This is a genomic window from Variovorax sp. Root434 (genome assembly GCF_001426595.1).
Taxonomy (GTDB): domain Bacteria; phylum Pseudomonadota; class Gammaproteobacteria; order Burkholderiales; family Burkholderiaceae_C; genus Variovorax.
In genome coordinates this window covers 709955-727049 of the sequence record NZ_LMEK01000025.1, presented here as the reverse complement: position 1 = coordinate 727049, position 17095 = coordinate 709955, and the positions used below count along the sequence as shown (strand labels likewise).

20 protein-coding genes are annotated in these 17095 nt (G+C 65.6%); 14 read left to right on the top strand and 6 right to left on the bottom strand.

Annotated elements, in window-relative coordinates:
- The first annotated feature begins 19 nt into the window (after positions 1–19).
- From ASD05_RS24085 to ASD05_RS24070, 4 genes are all read left to right on the top strand, one after another.
- Positions 20–568, top strand: coding sequence for a Dps family protein (locus tag ASD05_RS24085; protein ID WP_056597690.1), 549 nt, complete (start codon positions 20–22; stop codon positions 566–568).
- Positions 569–625: 57 nt separating this feature from the next.
- A complete protein-coding gene (locus tag ASD05_RS24080) occupies positions 626–1447 on the top strand; it encodes an alpha/beta fold hydrolase (RefSeq protein WP_056597688.1) in 822 nt (273 codons plus the stop codon).
- A gap of 83 nt (positions 1448–1530) precedes the next feature.
- Positions 1531–1848 carry a GNAT family N-acetyltransferase gene (locus tag ASD05_RS24075; protein WP_056597686.1) on the top strand — a complete coding sequence of 106 codons (318 nt, stop codon included), beginning with the start codon at positions 1531–1533 and terminating at the stop codon, positions 1846–1848.
- A 13-nt stretch (positions 1849–1861) separates the two neighbouring features.
- A complete protein-coding gene (locus ASD05_RS24070) occupies positions 1862–2476 on the top strand; it encodes an antibiotic biosynthesis monooxygenase (RefSeq protein ID WP_056597684.1) in 615 nt (204 codons plus the stop codon).
- On the opposite strand, the gene ASD05_RS24065 is transcribed toward ASD05_RS24070, so the two are convergent.
- The 3 genes from ASD05_RS24065 to ASD05_RS24055 form a co-directional block, all read right to left on the bottom strand.
- A complete protein-coding gene (locus tag ASD05_RS24065) occupies positions 2467–3186 on the bottom strand; it encodes a DUF1275 family protein (RefSeq protein WP_056597682.1) in 720 nt (239 codons plus the stop codon). The two genes, ASD05_RS24070 and ASD05_RS24065, sit on opposite strands and share 10 nt — an antisense overlap.
- 118 nt (positions 3187–3304) lie before the next feature.
- Complete coding sequence (locus ASD05_RS24060) at positions 3305–4315, bottom strand: helix-turn-helix domain-containing protein (protein ID WP_235508073.1); 1011 nt, start codon at positions 4313–4315, stop codon at positions 3305–3307.
- Positions 4316–4486: 171 nt separating this feature from the next.
- Positions 4487–5863, bottom strand: a complete 1377-nt coding sequence (locus ASD05_RS24055; protein WP_056597678.1) for an MFS transporter — start codon at positions 5861–5863, stop codon at positions 4487–4489.
- Between the two features lie 317 nt (positions 5864–6180).
- On the opposite strand from ASD05_RS24055, the gene ASD05_RS24050 reads away from it, so the two are divergent.
- Genes ASD05_RS24050 through ASD05_RS24040 form a run of 3 tightly spaced genes read left to right on the top strand, consistent with a single transcriptional unit; the run spans position 6181 to position 8378 of the window.
- Entirely contained in the window at positions 6181–7164 is a 984-nt protein-coding gene (locus ASD05_RS24050; protein ID WP_056597677.1) for an amidohydrolase family protein, read from the top strand.
- Positions 7165–7189: 25 nt separating this feature from the next.
- A complete protein-coding gene (locus ASD05_RS24045) occupies positions 7190–8059 on the top strand; it encodes an intradiol ring-cleavage dioxygenase (protein ID WP_056597675.1) in 870 nt (289 codons plus the stop codon).
- A gap of 4 nt (positions 8060–8063) precedes the next feature.
- Complete coding sequence (locus ASD05_RS24040; protein ID WP_056597674.1) at positions 8064–8378, top strand: Dabb family protein; 315 nt, start codon at positions 8064–8066, stop codon at positions 8376–8378.
- On the opposite strand, the gene ASD05_RS24035 is transcribed toward ASD05_RS24040, so the two are convergent.
- Together ASD05_RS24035 and ASD05_RS24030 are read right to left on the bottom strand one after the other, a co-directional pair.
- Positions 8354–9304, bottom strand: coding sequence for a LysR family transcriptional regulator (locus ASD05_RS24035; RefSeq protein ID WP_056597672.1), 951 nt, complete (start codon positions 9302–9304; stop codon positions 8354–8356). The two genes, ASD05_RS24040 and ASD05_RS24035, sit on opposite strands and share 25 nt — an antisense overlap.
- A gap of 7 nt (positions 9305–9311) precedes the next feature.
- Positions 9312–9695: a MarR family winged helix-turn-helix transcriptional regulator gene (locus ASD05_RS24030; protein ID WP_007831124.1), complete on the bottom strand. Its 384-nt coding sequence runs from the start codon at positions 9693–9695 to the stop codon at positions 9312–9314.
- A 288-nt stretch (positions 9696–9983) separates the two neighbouring features.
- Here ASD05_RS24030 and ASD05_RS24025 point away from each other — a divergent pair, with 288 nt between their 5' ends.
- Both ASD05_RS24025 and ASD05_RS24020 read left to right on the top strand, forming a co-directional pair.
- On the top strand, positions 9984–11249 hold the full coding sequence (locus ASD05_RS24025) for an acyl-CoA dehydrogenase family protein (RefSeq protein ID WP_056597669.1): 1266 nt from the start codon (positions 9984–9986) through the stop codon (positions 11247–11249).
- Between the two features lie 14 nt (positions 11250–11263).
- Positions 11264–11809 (top strand): flavin reductase family protein, encoded by a 546-nt coding sequence (locus tag ASD05_RS24020; RefSeq protein ID WP_007831128.1) that lies wholly within the window; start codon positions 11264–11266, stop codon positions 11807–11809.
- A gap of 16 nt (positions 11810–11825) precedes the next feature.
- Here ASD05_RS24020 and ASD05_RS24015 read toward each other — a convergent pair whose 3' ends face one another.
- Positions 11826–12608, bottom strand: coding sequence for an IclR family transcriptional regulator (locus tag ASD05_RS24015; RefSeq protein ID WP_056597667.1), 783 nt, complete (start codon positions 12606–12608; stop codon positions 11826–11828).
- 108 nt (positions 12609–12716) lie between these two features.
- Between ASD05_RS24015 and ASD05_RS24010 the strand changes: the two genes are divergently transcribed.
- Genes ASD05_RS24010 through ASD05_RS23990 form a run of 5 tightly spaced genes read left to right on the top strand, consistent with a single transcriptional unit; the run spans position 12717 to position 17089 of the window.
- Entirely contained in the window at positions 12717–13727 is a 1011-nt protein-coding gene (locus ASD05_RS24010; protein ID WP_056597665.1) for a TRAP transporter substrate-binding protein, read from the top strand.
- A gap of 25 nt (positions 13728–13752) precedes the next feature.
- Positions 13753–14199, top strand: coding sequence for a type II 3-dehydroquinate dehydratase (locus tag ASD05_RS24005; protein WP_056597663.1), 447 nt, complete (start codon positions 13753–13755; stop codon positions 14197–14199).
- Positions 14200–14214: 15 nt separating this feature from the next.
- Positions 14215–14781: a TRAP transporter small permease gene (locus ASD05_RS24000; protein ID WP_056597661.1), complete on the top strand. Its 567-nt coding sequence runs from the start codon at positions 14215–14217 to the stop codon at positions 14779–14781.
- The gene (locus tag ASD05_RS23995) at positions 14778–16058 is read left to right on the top strand and encodes a TRAP transporter large permease (RefSeq protein ID WP_056597659.1); all 1281 of its coding nucleotides are present in this window, start codon (positions 14778–14780) and stop codon (positions 16056–16058) included. The genes ASD05_RS24000 and ASD05_RS23995 overlap by 4 nt, the downstream gene beginning before the upstream one ends.
- A 23-nt stretch (positions 16059–16081) precedes the next feature.
- Complete coding sequence (locus ASD05_RS23990; RefSeq protein ID WP_056597658.1) at positions 16082–17089, top strand: TRAP transporter substrate-binding protein; 1008 nt, start codon at positions 16082–16084, stop codon at positions 17087–17089.
- The last annotated feature ends 6 nt before the right edge of the window (positions 17090–17095 follow it).

Sequence of the window (17095 nt, the reverse complement as noted above, 5' to 3'; positions counted from 1 at the left end):
AGGCGTACCAAGGAAAAACATGGCTACTTCAAAATCCACCAAGGCCGTCAAGGCCCTGGCCAGCAGCACCAAGGCGCGCCGCGTCGCATCGCTGCACACCCCGAGCGACTTGGGCGCCGACGCCACGCGCGACATTTCCGCGGCGCTCAACGTGCTGCTGGCCGATGTGTTCGCGCTGTACTTCAAGACGAAGAACTTCCACTGGCACATGTCGGGCCCGTCGTTCCGCGACTACCACCTGCTGCTGGACGAGCAGGCCGACCAGATCTTCGCCACGGTCGACCCCATTGCCGAGCGCGTGCGCAAGGTGGGCGGCACCACGCTGCGCTCCACCGGCCACGCCGCGCGCCTGCAGCGCCTGTCGGACAACGATGCCGACTTCGTGACCCCCATCGACATGCTGGCCGAGCTGCGCGAGGACAACCAGCGCCTGGCCGGCTTCATGCGTGCCACGCACGCGGTGTGCGACGAGTACGGCGACGTGGCCACGGCCAGCGTGCTGGAGAACTGGATCGACGAGGCCGAGCAGCGCACGTGGTTCCTGTTCGAGTCCGTGCGCCAAGGCTGAGCGCACCCGCCTTCCTGCATCTTTTTTCCCCTTCACACCATTCCGAAAAGGAAGACCATGACCACACTGACCCTGCGCGACGGCACCGAGCTCTACTACAAGGACTGGGGCTCGGGCCAGCCCATCCTGTTCAGCCACGGCTGGCCCCTGAGCGCCGACATGTGGGACGCGCAGATGCTGTTCTTCGCGGAGCGCGGCTACCGCGCGATCGCGTTCGACCGCCGCGGCTTCGGCCGTTCGAGCCAGCCCTGGACCGGCTACGACTACGACACCTTCGCCGACGACATCGCCGAGCTGATCGAGAAGCTCGACCTGAAGGACGTGATCCTCGCGGGCTTTTCCATGGGCGGCGGCGACGTCACGCGCTACATCGCGCGCAAGGGCAGCTCGCGCGTCGCCAAGCTCGCGCTCATCAGCGCCGTGACGCCGCTGTTCATGAAGACGGCCGACCACCCCGGGGGCCCCGACGCGTCGCTGTTCGCCAGCATCCGCGCCGGCCTGGCCGCCGACCGCCCGCAGTTCCTGGACGACTTCAGCACGCTGTTCTACGGCACCAACCGCCCGGGCGCCAAGGTGTCGCAGGGCGTGTTCAAGCAGACGCTGCAGATCGCGCTGCAGGCATCGATCAAGGCCACCATCGACTGCGTGACGGCCTTCTCCGAAACCGACTTCCGTCCCGACATGGCGAAGATCGACGTGCCCACGCTCGTGATCCATGGCGACGACGACCAGGTCGTGCCCATCGAGGCCACGGGCAAGCTGGCGGCCGAGATGATCAAGGGCAGCCAGTTCAAGGCGTATGCCGGCGCGCCGCACGCCACCTGCAACACGCACGCCGACCAGGTGAACGCCGACCTGCTGGCTTTCATCAAGGGCTGATGCCGCCACCGCCCCGGCAGGGCGCTTGTAGCCACTTGCCGGGGCGGTGCTTCGTGCGCGCCCGGCACATTCAAGAATTTCTTATGACCACTCCTCCTTCTTCCATCCAGATCCGCGACAACCCCGCAAAGCACCGCTTCGAATACGAGGCTCAGGGTGAGCGTGCCGTCGCAATCTATTCGCTCGAAGGCAACGTCATTACCTTCATCCACACGCTGGTTCCCGAAGCCCTGCAAGGCCAGGGCATCGCGAAGCAGCTGGTGCTCGCGGGCCTCGCTTCGGCGCGCGAGCGCGGGCTGCGCGTGGTGCCGCAGTGCCCCGTGTTCAACGCCTACATGCGGTCGCACCCCGAGACGCACGACCTGCTGGCCGAAGAAGGCCGCAAGCTGATCGGCCTCTGAGAAAGGACCGCGCATGACCGCCGACGACCGCCAACCCGGGTTGCGCACCGCCACGCTGGACGAGATTGCCGGGCGCGTGCTGCCGGGTGCCGAAACCGTCACCGCCGTCATCCAGCAGACGGTGAAGCGCGAGTCCGTGGCCGCCTACGAGCAATGGCTGAAGAAGGTGGTGCCCATCGCCTCGCGCTTTCCCGGGCACCGCGGCGTCAACATCATCCATCCCGCCGGCGGCGGCCTGCAGTACACCATCGCCATCCGCTTCGATTCGCTCGCGCATGCGCAGGACTGGTTCGCCTCCGTCGCGCGCCGCCAGCTGGTGGAAGAGGTGGCGCCGTTCCTTGACGCCGACGAGAAGGTGGAAACGCGCAGCGGGCTCGAGTTCTGGTTCCATCCGCCCGCAGGGCAGCCTCCGGCCAAGCGCTACAAGCAGTTCCTGTTGACGCTGTCGGTGATCTATCCGCTGACCATGCTGGTGCCGGCGGTGCTGCACCGGCTGCTGGCCTCGGTGCCCGTGCTGTCCGCCTACTGGCTGGCGCACTTGTTGGCCGCGGCGACCATCGTCGGGCTGATGGTGTACCTCGTGATGCCGAGGTACACGCGCCTGATGGCGCGCTGGCTCTACAGGTGAGGCGCAGCTGACGCGGCTGACACCGGTGCAGGATCGCCCTCGTGCGTGCTGCGCTGGAGCACCACGGCGCAGGCGGCCAGCACCGGCGGCACGGCAAAGCACCATACGTTCCACTGCAGGTAGATGAGCGCCGCCGCCGCGCAGCCGGCGGCGAACCAGACCACCGCGGCCGACATGCGCCGCATGCGCGCGCGGGCGGCGGCCGCTTCTTCGGGCGCCTGCTTGCCGCGCATCAGGTCGGCGAGGTCGACCATGACCTGCGTCGTCGTGCCGGTCATCAGCGTGGTCGGCGGTGCGCTGCCCAGGTGGATGCGGTGCACCGCGTTCTGGATCGCCATGGCCGACACCAGCACCAGGCCCGTGAGCATCGCGCTTGCGCTGTCGCCATCGGCGAAGGGGCCGAAGCGGATGGCCAGGACGCCGCCCGCCAGCAGCAGTGCGGCCTTGAGCACCAGCATCGTGCGCAGCACCGGCAGGCCGAGGCCGGGAAGGCCATAGCTCAACAACCGTGCGAGCACGACCACGATGCAGAACACCGGCAGCGCAAGCAGCTTGGTGATCGTGCCCGAGGTGCCATGCACCAGCGCCGCGCCGATGGTGACGAAGTTGCCGGTGACGTGCGCGGTGAACAGGCCATGCAGCGCGAGGAAGCCGGCGGTGTCGACGAAGCCGCCGTTGAGGCTCATGAGCTGCGGCAGGGAGGGTTTCATGGTGGTTCCTTCGATGGGGATCCCATGGTGCGCGCGGCGGCGCGCGCTGTCTTGCAGGGTTGGACGCGGCTTTGCATATTCGGACGCAATCCGTATCGGCGTGCGCACCCGGATCTTTTCACATGCCGATTCGGATCTCTCTGCGCCAGGCGCCTGGCGGCTTGCCGGTGTACTGGGAGAAGACGCGTGTGAAGTGGCTCTGGTCCGCAAAGCCGCAGGCCGTCGCAACCTCCACCAGCGGTCGTTCGAAGTCCATCAGCAGCGCTTGCGCACGTTCGATCCGCTGCGCGATCAGCCATTGGTGCGGCGTCTGTCCGGTGGTTTCGCGAAAGGCGTGGATGAAATAGCTGCGCGACAGGTTGCAGGCGTCGGCGATCTCGGCAATCGAGATGTCGCCATTCATCTTGCTGCGCAGCATCTCCTTGACCCGCGCCTCGTGCGAACGCGAAAGCAGCCGGTTCGTCCGGGACCCGGTTGCCGTGGCTCCGCGGCCGTAGTTGTCGACCAGGTAGCTCGTCATCGCGACGCCGATCTGGTCGATGAACAACTGGCTGACCTCGGCAGGGCGTTCGAGCGCAGGGGTCAGCGCACTCGCGAGGTGGGTGAGCACGTCGTCCCTGGTGCCCGCAACATCGACGAGGCCACCGACGCGGGGCCCCTGCTTTTCGTCGATGGCGCGTTCCAGGGCCGGATGCGAGATCTCGAGCAGCACGAAGTCGAAGCCGCTTTGCATGTCCGCGCGGTAGCGGTCGCAAAAATCACGGACATAGATCGAGCCCTTGCCGAAGTCATGGCACGACGCATGGTGCTCATGGAGGATTCGCCTGCGGTGGCCGTCGCGCAACGAGATGCCGAGCAGCACCCCGCGCGCGCTTGCGGCCGTTTCCACGTAGTGGAGCTCATTGGCGTTCACGGTCTTGCGGTAGATCCGCAAGCCGTTGGCCGAGAGTGCCTGGTCTTTCTGGAGATGACCGAGCGTGCATCCCAGCATGTCTTTTGGCATGGGCCCCGCCGCCGGTTGGGGGAGGCCACTTCGTGCCTCGAGGAGACCGCTTTCAGCGCGCATGGATGGAAGAGAGCGGAGATTGAAATAGCCGAGTATCCGATCGGCGGCGCTGCGGCCGATCACGGATGGGAATTTTGCACACTTTCCTTGTGAAGTGTCGTGCGGAATCGAGCGAACACGCGAATTTTCAGGTATGGCGCCGGCGGTGCCCGTTTTTGGACAATGACCGCACCATGAAAAAAGCGGCCTTGTCAGGCCGCCCGGAAAAGGTGCAGGAGCAGATCGCCTTGTCGCTCACGAACCGACCAATTGCTGGCCGTCGTTCCCCGGCTCGGCTCGAGGCCGGTCGGCATCGACCATCTGCGCAGACGCGGACCGGCCGTGATTGATCAGAAGAACCGCAACCATGCCGATCACGGCCGGAATCGCGATCGCCATGAAGTTCTGCTGCAGCGGCAGGTTCATGCCCACGAGCACGCCGATCAGGATGGGAGCCAGGATCGCGCCGCTGCGCCCGATTCCCAGTGCCCACCCGAGACCCGTGGCGCGCACTGCCATCGGATAGAACTGGCCGGTGTATGCGTTGGCCACGATCTGCGTGCCGATGGTCGACGCACCGGCCAGGCCGATGAGGACGAACAGCACCGGCGTCGGCATCTTGTAGCCAAGCAGCGTGAGCGAAATCGCGGCCAGCGCATACATGCCTGCCAGCACGTACTTGATGTGGAAGCGGTCCGCGAGCCAGCCGCCGCCGATTGCGCCGACCATTGCGCCCGCGTTGAGCACCAGCACGAACGTCAATGCCGAACCGAGGCTGTAGCCCGCACCGGCCATGAGTTTCGTCAGCCATGAACTCAGCGCGAACACCATGAAAAGGCACATGAAGAATGCGAGCCAGAACATGACGGTGCTGAAGCCGCGGCCCTCCTGGAAGAGGTGCCTGATCGGTGCGCCGGCAGCCCGGTCGGCGGGCGGCACCACGAAGCGGTCGGTTGCCAGCGGCTTGTAGTCCGGGTCGAGCCTGGAGGCGATCTTCTTCAGCTCTTCGGTTCGTCCCCGGGCCAGCAGGAACGGCATTGATTCCGGCATGTACTTCAGGATGAAGGGGATCAGAACCAGCGGCATGCCCGCCGCGAAGAACACCGACTGCCAGCCGTAGGTTTCGATCAGGCCCTTGCCGAGCAGCGCGGCGATGATCCCGCCGACGGCATAGCCGCTGAACATCAGCGTGACGAGGGTTGCGCGCAACTTCTTCGGCGAGTATTCGGTCATCTGCGCAACGACGTTCGGCATGACCCCGCCAATGCCCAGCCCCGCGAGGAAGCGGACCACGCCGAAGGTGACGGGGTCCTTGGCGAACCCGGCTGCTGCGGTGAACACGCTGAACAGGCCCACGCAGATGACGATCGCCCATCGACGGCCGATCCTGTCGGCGATGGTGCCGAGAAAGATGGCGCCGAACATCATGCCGAAGAGTGCCGAGCTGACCATGAATCCGGCGTTGGTGGGCTGGACGCCCATGTTCGCCATGATCGAAGGCAGCGCGATGCCGACCACGGAGAGGTCGTAGCCATCGAACACGATGATCAGGGCGCACCAGAACAGCACGAGGCCGTGGAAGCGGTTGAAGCGGGTTTCGTCGGCCAGCTTGTGAAGGTCGATCTGACGCATGACTCGTGTCTCCGAGTTGATGGAAAAAGGTGGCGTCAGCGCCTTGTCGGCGGGCGAACGTTGACGGCGTTCGCATGGTGGATTGCGGGCGCGGGAAGGTCCAACGCATTTTCAGGATGTTCTCTATGAAGCCTGGAAATGTTGGGGCGGGTCTACCCACAAGCTGCCCTTCATGCGAAATCCAGATGTGCGCCATCACCGAATTTCGTTCGACGCTGCAACGAGGCTTTCGTAAATTGACCTGCAAGGCAAGCGCCGCTGTTGGCGCTGCCGCGAATCAATACCTGCGGACCGTGCCCGCAAAAAAGGAAACAGCCATGCAAGGAAAGATCGGCCTCGAGGAACACTTTGCGCTTCCCGAGACGCTGCAGGACTCGGCCGGCTTCGTGCCTGGGGATTACTGGAAGGAACTCAGCAGCCGTCTCATCGACATCCATGAAGGGCGCTTGCGCCAGATGGATGAAAACGGCATGGAGATGATGATTCTTTCGCTCAACGCGCCTGCCGTTCAGGCGGTTCCCGATCCGGTCAAGGCCTATGAACTCTCTGTCCGCGCCAACGATTTCCTGGCGGAGCAGGTCGCGAAGCGGCCCGACCGCTTCCAGGCATTCGCCGCCTTGCCGATGCAGGACCCCGACAAGGCGACCGAGGAGCTCGAGCGCTGCATGACCGTGCTTGGTTTCCGTGGCGCGCTGGTCAACGGGTTCTCGCAGGTCGGCACGCCCGACAACGCCGTCTACTACGACGCGCCGCAGTACGCGTCCTTCTGGGCCGCGGCGGAGCGGCTCGATGCGCCGTTCTATCTGCATCCGCGCAACCCGCTCGCGAGCTGGGCCCAGATCTACGAAGGCCACCCCTGGCTGCTCGGGCCCACGTGGGCCTTTGCACAGGAAACCGCCGTGCATGCGCTGCGCCTCATGGCCAGCGGCCTCTTCGACCGGCATCCCGGTCTGAAGATCATTCTTGGCCATCTCGGCGAAGGACTCCCGTACAACATGTGGCGGGTCGACCACCGCAATGCCTGGGTCAAGGCGCCCAAAGGCTATCCCGCCAAGCGCAAGCTGTGCGAGTACTTCCACGAGAACTTCTATCTCACGACGTCCGGCAACTTCCGCACCCAGACGCTGATCGACGCGATGCTGGAAGTCGGCTCGGACCGGATCCTGTTCTCGACCGACTGGCCCTTCGAGAACGTGGACCACGCGTCGAACTGGTTCAACGATACGAGCATCAGCGAAGCCGACCGGCTGAAGATCGGCCGCACGAACGCACTGTCGCTGTTCAAGCTGAAGCAATCCTGAGGTGCCGGCGCGGCGAGAAGACCAGATGATCGACATCGACGAATGGACCATCACCGGCGCAACGCTGAAGGCGCAGGGCGGAACAGCCAACGCGCGCCTGAAGACGGTGATGGACAGCCTTGTGCGCCATCTGCACGATTTCGCGCGCGAGGTGCAGCTCACCGAAGCCGAGTGGTCCCACGGCATCGACTTCCTCACGCGCGTCGGCAGGATCACCGACGATAAGCGCCAGGAGTTCATCCTGCTGTCGGATGTGCTCGGGCTTTCGACGCTCGTTACCGCGCAGTGCAACCGGCGCCCGACGGGCTGCACGGAGGCGACCGTCTTCGGTCCCTTCTATGTCCCCGACGCGCCGAAGTACCAGAACGGCGACGACATCTCCAACGGCGCGCACGGCATGCCCTGCCTCGTGCGGGGCAGCGTGCGGGGCATCCAGGGCGAGCGCATCGCCGATGCGCGGATCGACGTCTGGCAGTCCGACGACGAAGGCTTCTACGACGTTCAGCGCCCCGAACTGGGCAGTGCCCAAGGCCGTGGCCAGCTGAGCACGCGCGAGGACGGCCGCTTCGATTTCAGGTCCATCGTGGCCGTGCCGTATCCCATTCCCCACGACGGCCCCGTGGGGCAGCTGCTGGAGCAACTCGGCCGCCATCCCTGGCGTCCTGCCCACCTGCACTTCATGATCCAGGCGCCGGGGTACGAGACGCTCATCACCCACATATTCCGCTCGGGCGGCACATACCTGGATTCCGATGCCGTGTTCGGCGTGCGCTCCTCGCTCATCGCCGACTGGAAGCGCCATGAGCCCGGCGTCGCGCCGGACGGAACGCGCATGGACGAACCCTTTTACACACTCGACCACGACTTCGTGCTGAACAAGGCGCCACGGGACTGAAGGCATGGAAATCAAGCACATCGTCATGTGGCGCGTCGCCGGTGCCTCGGCCGCGGAACGAAGCGCGAACTGCATCGCGGTGCGCGATGCGTTCGAAGGGCTGCGCGGCCGCATCCCGGGGCTCCTGGAGCTGGAAGTCGGGATCGATACGAGCCGCATCGACTACGCCTGCGACGTGGTGCTCTGCACGCGCTTCCGCGATGCGCGCAGCCTCGAAGACTATGCGACCCATCCCGAGCACCTTCGCGTGAAGCGCGAGCTCGGCAGCATCCGCACCGAGCGCCATCAGGTCGACTACGCCTGCTTGCCGGCGCCCTGATGCCGCTGCGAGCGCTCGTGGAACAGGCCGAATATCAGCTCTCGCAGCCAGCGATTGCCGCTGTCCTGGTGGAATCGCTCGTGCCACTGCTGCCGGATCTCGAAGGGCACGACCTCGAACGGCGCATTGACGATGTGCAGGTCCGTGCGCGACGCCACCATCGCCTGGGCGAGGCGCGCCGGTGCCGTCAGCAGCAGTCCCGACGAGGCGACGATCGACGACAGGCCCAGTGAATGGGCGGCCGTCAGGATCACGCGCCGTCGATCGAGCGCGCCGGCTCGTTCCAGCGTCTGCTGCAATTGAAAGTCGGTCGTTCCATGGGGGCGGTATGCGATGTGTTCGGCCGCAAGGTACTCGTCGAGATCGATGCTGTCGCGCCCGCCCAGGGGCGAGGCCTTGGACGTGAGCACGACGAATGTCTCGTCGAACAGCCGCTGCTGATAGAACGACGGCCCTATGGGCTCCCAGCTGCCCAGGGCGATGTCGATCTGCCCGTGGAGCATGCGCTGGCGCGCCTCGGCAATGGGCACATCGACGGTTTCGAATCGCACCCCGGGCGCAATGCCGCGCGCGACCAGGAGCAGCTCCGACATCATGACCAGCTGCCCGATGTCGTTGACGGCAATTCGAAACGTGCGGCCTGATGTCTGCGCCTCGAAGGTCCTGCCCTGGTCGACCGCCTGCATCAGGCAGGCAAGGCCTTCCTCGATCGGGGTGATGAGCCGCTCGGCGACCGGCGTCGGGACCATGCCGTCGGTCGAGCGCACGAACAGCGCGTCGTTGAAGCGCTCGCGCAGGCGCTTCAGGGCATTGCTCATCGCCGACTGGGTCATGCCGAGGCGCTCGCCCGCCAGCGTGACGCTGCGCGTGGCGTAGATCGCCTGGAACGCCAGGAAGAGGTTCAGATCGATGGTGTTGATGTTCACCGCGGCATCACTCGTTGTCGAGCACTTCCAGGTTGTCGTAGACCATGCGAAGCATGTCCCTCAGCGATTCGGCCTGCGCGAAGCTCAGCCCTGACAACGACACCCGCTCGTAGAGCTGTGCCAGGGGAATGATCCGCAGCGCGAGATCGCGCCCCGCGTCGGTCAGGCTCAGGGCGAGCGCGCGGGCGTCTTCATCCGACCGGTCGCGCACCAGGATGCCGCGCTGCAGGAGCCCGTCGACCACCCGCGAAAGCGTGGAGGGCTCCGTCGAGGTGTGCAGCGCCAGGTCGGACAGCCGCTGATGCGCCGCGTGGTGCAGCGCGACGCACACCCGCCACTCGGTCAGCGAGAGGTTGAACTGCTTGAGCTCCCTGCTGAACGATTGCCCCATCCTTGTTCCTGCACGCGCAAGCAGGTAGGGGATAGCGCGCTCCAGGTCGTGCTGAGGCGATTTATCTGTAAATGCATTCAATTCACGAACCAATTCCACCGACGGACCGGGCCGCTCGGAGGAAGGAGTCGAGGAGGGTTTTCTCTTTGCCATGGCCGATCTTACAAACAATCATCGGCGCCTATATAGCGTTAATACCTAGGTTAATTTGATTGCATTTGCAAATGTTTTCTTCTCCAATCAAGGCTCCAACCCCGAGATCCATCCGACCCTTCCTGGAGACCCCCCATGACAGATGCCGCGAACCCGTTTGCCCAACTCAATCACGTCGACCTCCCGGCCCCCGGCAGGAAATCGCCGGTGAAAGACGCGCCTCCGATCGAATCGATAGTTGCATCCGCAAGCGAATTGGTGCCGATACTTCGGGCCCGGGCGCAGCGCACCGAGCAGGATCGGCGCGTTTCCGACGAAACCACGCGTGCCTTCCACGATGCGAGCTTCTTCAAGCTGATGCAGCCGGCACGCTACGGCGGCTTCGAATACGGATTCACCGCCTTCATCGATGTGGTGAGCGAACTGGCGCGGGGCTGCACCTCGTCGGCATGGGGCTGCTCCTTGGGAGCCATCCACCAGTGGCTCGTCGCGACCTTCCCCGAGGAGGCGCAGGACGACGTGTGGCGCAAGGACCCCGGCGCGATCGTCTGCGGTTCGTACGCGCCGGCAACGATGGCCGAGAAGGTCGATGGCGGCTACCTCGTGCAAGGCAAGTGGCTCTTCGCGTCCAACGTGGACAACTCCCAGTGGGCCTTGCTGGGCGTGCAGTTCCCGCCCGAGGAAAAAGGTGCTCCGCCGACCGCGGGCTTCCTGCTCGCCCCTCGATCGGACTGGTCGATCGAGGACAACTGGCACGTCGCCGGCCAGGCGGGCACGGGCTCGAAGGCGGTCGTCATCGACAAGCCCACCTTCATCCCCGGGCACCGCAAGCTCACGTTCGCCGAGGCCTCCTCGAACTGCCCGCCCGGCACCAAGGTCAATGCGAATCCGATCTACCGCATTCCCTTTCTCTCGGCGGTGCCGGTCTGCCTCGTGTCGCCCATCCTCGGCACCGCTCAGGGCGCGGTCGACGAGCTGATCGAGCTGGCCGGCTCGCGCGTCACCCGTGGCGCGGTGGCCGGCGCAGGCAGCAGGCTGAGCGAGTTCTTCCCTGTGCAGTCCCGCCTGGCCGAGGCGTCGGCAAGCGTCGATGCGGCGCGGCTGCTGCTCTACCGCGACACCGCGCAGGTGGAGCAGATGGCGCTCGACGGCCATGTCATCAGCGTTGAGCAGCGCATCCGCAATCGCCGCGACCATGCCTTCGCCGCGCGCCTGTCGCGCGATGCCGTCGAGGCGGTGTTCGCCAGCGTGGGAGGCGCGGGCCTGTCGCTGAACCAGCCGATCCAGCGGATGTGGCGCGATGCCAATGCCATCTCGCGCCACATAAGCCTCAACTGGGACGCGGTCTCCTCCATGGTGGGGCAGTACCTGCTCGGCCTCGAGCCGAAGGGCCAGTACTGAGCGAGACGCCGGCCATGTACTCCTGGGCTCTGATCACGGGCGACGCCGCCGAAACGGCCGATGCCCGCCAACTCCGGCAGGCGCTCGGCGCTTTCCCCACGGGGGTGTGCCTCGTGACGACCACCACGCCGGACGGCAAGCGCGAGGGGATGACGATCAACTCCTTCTCGTCGGTGTCGCTCGACCCGCCGCTGATCCTGTGGAGCATCCGCGACGACACGCGCAGCGCCGACGCGTTTCTTGCGGCGCGCTCCTTCAACCTCAGCGTCCTGGCCGCCGAGCAGCGCGACCTGGCCTGGCATTTCGCCAAGCCTGCGGCGGACAAGTTCGAGCGCTTCGGCGAAGCCTTCGCCCTTGCATCCAACGGATGCGCACGATTGACGCGCAGCGTCGCGACATTCGAATGCTCGACGTATTCACGCCACCAGGAGGGGGACCACACGATCATCCTCGGTCGCGTGGATCGCTTCTCGCGCACCGACACGCCGCCCTTGCTCTTTCATTCGGGGCAGATGGGTTCGCTCTGGGAGCTTGCGGAAACGCTGGCGAGGCCGCAGTAGCGTTGCGTGTGTCCGGTCAGGCCCTTCGCTTGAACAGCGCGGAGGCCCCGCTGGCCAGCGCCACGTCCTCGGCCGACGCCAGCAGCACCGGCCCGAGCTCGAGCATGCGTTCTTCCGTGAGCCGCACCAGCGGCCCGGCGATGGTGATCACGCCGATCACCGCGCCGTTGCCGTTGCGCACCGGTGCGGCCATGGCCGTCATCGCCGGCGCGAACACCTCGCTGATCATCGCGAAGCCGCGCTTGCGTGCCGCGCGCAGGTATGCGAGCAATGCCTTCACGGTGGTCGGCGCCTTCGGGCCGTAGTCCTCGGGCTTGCCGAAGCCCCGCTTTGCCACGAGCTGCAGCGCCTGCTCGTCCGTCATCGTCGAGAGCCAGGCGTGGCCCGCGGAGCTGCACGAGAGGTTCACCGACAGGCCCATGTCGGGGTCGTAGCGCAGGCCGCGCGTCGCGCCCTGGGCCTTGGCGACGAAGGTGAGTTCGTCGCCGTCGACAACGGCCAGCCGCACCAGCTCGCCGGACTCTGCCGCGAGCCGGTCGAGCAGCGGTTGCGCCACGTCGACGATGCCGCTGTTGCTCAGGAAGCTCAGGCCCAGCGATACCAGCTTGATCGTTAGAAAGTAGTCGCCGTGGCTCTGGTCCTGGCGCACGTAGCCGCAGCGCACCAGCTCGGCCAGCAGGCGATGGGTGGCGCTCAACGGCATTTCCAGTTCGGCCGAGAGGGTGGACAGCGCCCGGCCTTCGGGGTGGCCGGCCAGGTGTTCGAGGACCTTGAAGCTGCGTTCGAGTATGGCTGTCATGGCGGCACTCTAGCGGTTTTGCCAAGCGTTTTCACTAGTGGAAATACTTTCCACATTCCGCCTAAGATCGCGCCGCGCTGCACCTTTGCATCGCTGGAGACATACATCTTGAGAACCCTTCATCGCTCGCTGGCCGCCGTCGGCCTGACCCTCGCGCTGGCCGTTCCCGCGCTCGCGCAGGGCGTGCAGGACCGTGTGATCCGCTTCGGCCACCTCAACAACGCCGACCATCCCGTGAGCTTCGGCGTGAAGCGTTTCGCCGAACTGCTCGCAGCCAAGAGTGGCGGCAGGATGAAGGTGCAGGAGTTTCCCGCTTCTCAGCTGGGCAACGAGATGCAGCAGCAGTCGGCGCTGCAGGGCGGTGTGCAGCAGATGTCGGCGCCGGCCACCACCTCGCTGGCGGGCATCGTCAAGGAGTTCGGCCTCATCGACTTTCCGTTCGCGGTGGGCAGCTTCGCGCAGGCCGATGCGCTGCTCGACGGTCCGCTGGGACAGGCGCTGATCGCGAAGCTGCCGGAGAAGGGCCTCGTGGCGCTGGGCTACTGGGACCTGGGCTTTCGCAACGTCACCAACAGCAAGCGCCCGATCACCAAGCCCGAAGACCTCGAAGGCTTGAAGATCCGCGTCATTCCGAACCCCGTGTTCCTCGAGACCTTCAAGGCCTTCAAGGCGAACCCTGTGCCGATGCCCTTTGCCGAGCTGTACGGCGCGCTCGAGGCGAAGGCGGTCGACGGCCAGGAGAACCCGTACGCGGTGATCCTGTCGAACAAGTTCTACGAGGTGCAGAAGTTCGTGAGCGCCACGAACCACGTGTACGCGGCCAACATCGTGCTGGTCAGCAAGAAGTTCTGGGACTCCCTGAGCCCCGCCGAGCAGAAGATGATGCACGAGGCCGCCGACGAAACGCGCGGCTACCAGCGCCAGGTGAGCCGCGCCGCTGCGCAGCGCGCCGTGGGCGAGCTGCAGGCCAAGGGCGCGCAGTTCAACGAGCTCGCACCCGCGGAGCAGGCGCGCATGCGGCAGGTCGCCAGGCCCGTCACCGAGCGCTTTGCCGCGAGCTACGACCCCGCCATCGTCAAGCTCTACACCGACGAGCTTGCGCGCATCCGCAAGCAGTAAGCAAGACTCCGACCGAAGGCGCCTCATGAAGATCCTCGTGCTGCACGGGCCGAACCTCAACCTGTTCGGCCGCCGCGAACCCCATATCTACGGCAAGACCACGCTGGCCGAAATCAACGCACAGCTGCAGCAGCTCGCCAACGAGCTCGGCGTGGCGCTGGACATCATCCAGTCGAACCACGAAGGCGATCTGGTCGACTTCCTGCACACGCATATCGATGACGCCCAGGGCGCGCTGGTCAACCCGGCAGGCCTCACGCAGCACGGTGTGCCGCTGCACGACGCGATCAAGGCCATGCCGTTCCCGATCATCGAGGTGCACATGTCCAACATCGCCGCGCGCGAAGAATGGCGCGCGCATTCGATCATCTCGCCGGCCGTGAAGGGCACGGTCCAGGGGCTCGGTCCGCACTCGTACCTGGCTGCGCTGCGCGCGCTGGTCGAGATGCAGAAGCAGCCCGCGTCGGCCTGAGCAGGAAGCACACGCATGAATCGATGGATCGACCGATGCTGCGCCGGCATCGAAGCCGTGATCGCGGCCGCGCTCGCGGTCATGGTCGTGCTGGTCTTCGGCAACGTGGTGCTGCGCTACGGCTTCAACTCGGGCATCACGGTGTCCGAAGAGGTCTCGCGCTGGCTCTTCATCTGGATGACTTTTCTCGGCGCGGTCGTCGCGCTGAAGGAGCACGGCCACCTGGGCGTCGACATGGTGGTGCAGAAGCTGCCGCCCATCGGCAAGAAGACCTGCCTCGCGGTGGGACATGCGGTGATGCTCTACATCGTGTGGCTGCTGTTCCAGGGCAGCGTGGCGCAGGCGCGCATCAACTGGGACGTGACGGCGCCGGTCACCGGCGCATCGATGGCAGTGGTGTACCTGTCGGGCGTGGTGTTCTCGGTGCTGGCCGCATTCATCCTCGCGCTCGATCTGCTGCGCCTGCTCACCGGGCGCATTGCCGAAAGCGATCTCGTGATGGTGCAGGAGTCCGAAGAAGCGGTGCAGCTGCAGCAGATCCTCGGTTCGCAAGGCGATGCACCACAGGGGCCGCGCAAATGACCATCTTCGTCTTCGTCGGCTCGCTGCTCCTCGCCATGGCGATGGGCATTCCCATCGCGTTCTCCCTGTTGGCCAGCGGCGTCGCGCTGATGTGGCATCTCGACCTGTTCGACGCGCAGATCCTTGCGCAGAACGTGATCGGCGGCGCCGACAGCTTTCCGCTGCTGGCCGTACCCTTCTTCATGCTGGCCGGCGAGATCATGAACGTGGGCGGCCTCTCCAAGCGCATCGTCGACTTCGCGCTCGCGGTGGTTGGCCACGTGAAGGGCGGTCTGGGCTACGTGACCATCATGGCTGGCTGCCTGCTCTCCGCGCTTTCAGGCTCCGCCGTGGCCGACGCGGCTGCGCTCACCGCGCTGCTGCTGCCCATGATGGTCAAGGCGGGCCACGACAAGGCGCGCGCGGGCGGGCTCATCGCGGCAACCGGCGTCATCGGGCCGGTGATACCGCCGAGCATTGGGCTCGTGATCTTCGGCGTGGCCGCCAACGTGTCGATCTCCAAGCTGTTCCTTGCGGCCATCGTGCCGGGTCTCCTGATCGGCGGTGCGCTGTGGATCACCTGGGCATGGCTGGTGCGCCGCGAGAAGATCATGCCGCCGCCGCGCAAGTCGGGCGCCGAGATATTCACCGCGTTCCGCAAGGCGCTGTGGGCGCTGATGCTGCCGGTGATCATCCTCGTGGGACTGCGCATGGGCGTGTTCACGCCGACCGAGGCGGCCGTGGTGGCCGCCGCCTACGCGCTCTTCGTGTCGATCGTGGTCTACCGCGAGCTGAGCTGGAAAGACCTCTACGCGGTGTTCGTGGGCGCGGCCAAGACCAGTGCCATCGTGATGTTCCTGATCGCCGCGGCCATGGTGAGCGCATGGCTCATCACCGTGGCCGACCTGCCGTCGAAGGTGGTCGGCCTGCTGCAGCCCTTCATGGGCAACCAGATCCTGCTGATGTTCGCGATCATGGTGCTCGTGATGATCGTGGGCACCGCGATGGACATGACTCCGACCATCCTGATTCTCACGCCCGTGCTGATGCCCATCGTGAAGGCCGCAGGCATCGACCCCGTGTACTTCGGCGTGCTCTTCATCATCAACAACTCGATCGGGCTGGTGACACCGCCGGTGGGCACGGTGCTCAACGTGGTGGCCGGCGTCGGAAAGATATCGATGGACGACGTCACGCGCGGCGTGGTGCCTTTCATGATTGCCGAGTTCGCCGTCATGTTCCTGATGGTGCTGTTCCCGTGGCTGGTGACGGGGCCGGCCAGGCTGTTCCACGGATAGACAACTACAAGGAGATATTCACCATGAAGAAGCGTTCGATTCTAAAAATGCTGGTTGCCGCCGTTGCGGTGCTCGCCGTGTGCAGCGCCGGCGCGCAGGTCAAGGAGCGCACGCTCAAGTTCGCGTTCCAGAACCAGACCGGCCATCCGCAGGCGCAAGGCGCGCAGAAGTTCGCCGACCTCGTGGCCGCCAAGTCGGGCGGCAAGATCACCGTCAAGCTGTTCGCGGGCGGCGCGCTCGGCGGCGACCTGCAGACCGTGTCGGCGCTGCAGGGCGGCACGGTGGAACTCACGGTGCTCAACGCCGGCATTCTCTCGGCGCAGGTGAAGGAGTTCGCGGCCTACGACTTTCCGTTTCTGTTCAACAGCGGCAAGGAGGCCGATGCCGTCACCGACGGGCCCTTCGGCCAGAAGCTGATGGCCAAGCTCGAAGACAAGGGCCTGCACGGCCTGGGCTATTGGGACCTGGGCTTTCGCAACCTCACCAACAGCAAGCGGCCGGTCGTGAAGGCCGACGACATCGCGGGGCTGAAGATCCGCGTGATCCAGTCGCCGATCTACATCGACCTGTTCAGCGCGCTGGGCGCCAACGCCACGCCGCTGCCGTTCCCCGAGCTGTACCCGGCGCTCGACCAGAAGGCGGTCGACGGGCAGGAGAACCCGAACACCACCATCCTGTCGTCCAAGTTCGCCGAGGTGCAGAAGTACATCACGCAGACCCGGCACATCTACAACCCGCAGGCGCTGCTGATCAGCAAGAAGACCTGGGACGGCATGAGCGCGGACGAGAAGAAGATCATCACCGAGGCGTCGGCCGAATCGACCGCGTTCCAGCGCCAGGCCTCGCGCGGCGCCGCCGACAGCGCACTCGATGCGCTGAAGAAGGCGGGCATGACCGTGTCGGAGCTGCCGCCCGAAGAAATGGCGAAGCTGCGCGCGAAGGTGAAGCCGGTGATCGACAAGTACTCGGCCTCGGTCGGCGAGGCCACCGTGAAGGAGCTGATGGCCGAGATCGACAAGGTGCGCAAGTAGGCGGCG

Coding starts and splice junctions, on each gene's coding strand:
- ASD05_RS24085 (WP_056597690.1), top strand. CDS start 20: ATGGCTACTTCAAAATCCACCAAGGCCGTCAAGGCCCTGGCCAGCAGC.
- ASD05_RS24080 (WP_056597688.1), top strand. CDS start 626: ATGACCACACTGACCCTGCGCGACGGCACCGAGCTCTACTACAAGGAC.
- ASD05_RS24075 (WP_056597686.1), top strand. CDS start 1,531: ATGACCACTCCTCCTTCTTCCATCCAGATCCGCGACAACCCCGCAAAG.
- ASD05_RS24070 (WP_056597684.1), top strand. CDS start 1,862: ATGACCGCCGACGACCGCCAACCCGGGTTGCGCACCGCCACGCTGGAC.
- ASD05_RS24065 (WP_056597682.1), bottom strand. CDS start 3,186: ATGAAACCCTCCCTGCCGCAGCTCATGAGCCTCAACGGCGGCTTCGTC.
- ASD05_RS24055 (WP_056597678.1), bottom strand. CDS start 5,863: ATGCGTCAGATCGACCTTCACAAGCTGGCCGACGAAACCCGCTTCAAC.
- ASD05_RS24050 (WP_056597677.1), top strand. CDS start 6,181: ATGCAAGGAAAGATCGGCCTCGAGGAACACTTTGCGCTTCCCGAGACG.
- ASD05_RS24045 (WP_056597675.1), top strand. CDS start 7,190: ATGATCGACATCGACGAATGGACCATCACCGGCGCAACGCTGAAGGCG.
- ASD05_RS24040 (WP_056597674.1), top strand. CDS start 8,064: ATGGAAATCAAGCACATCGTCATGTGGCGCGTCGCCGGTGCCTCGGCC.
- ASD05_RS24030 (WP_007831124.1), bottom strand. CDS start 9,695: ATGGGGCAATCGTTCAGCAGGGAGCTCAAGCAGTTCAACCTCTCGCTG.
- ASD05_RS24025 (WP_056597669.1), top strand. CDS start 9,984: ATGACAGATGCCGCGAACCCGTTTGCCCAACTCAATCACGTCGACCTC.
- ASD05_RS24020 (WP_007831128.1), top strand. CDS start 11,264: ATGTACTCCTGGGCTCTGATCACGGGCGACGCCGCCGAAACGGCCGAT.
- ASD05_RS24015 (WP_056597667.1), bottom strand. CDS start 12,608: ATGACAGCCATACTCGAACGCAGCTTCAAGGTCCTCGAACACCTGGCC.
- ASD05_RS24005 (WP_056597663.1), top strand. CDS start 13,753: ATGAAGATCCTCGTGCTGCACGGGCCGAACCTCAACCTGTTCGGCCGC.
- ASD05_RS24000 (WP_056597661.1), top strand. CDS start 14,215: ATGAATCGATGGATCGACCGATGCTGCGCCGGCATCGAAGCCGTGATC.
- ASD05_RS23995 (WP_056597659.1), top strand. CDS start 14,778: ATGACCATCTTCGTCTTCGTCGGCTCGCTGCTCCTCGCCATGGCGATG.
- ASD05_RS23990 (WP_056597658.1), top strand. CDS start 16,082: ATGAAGAAGCGTTCGATTCTAAAAATGCTGGTTGCCGCCGTTGCGGTG.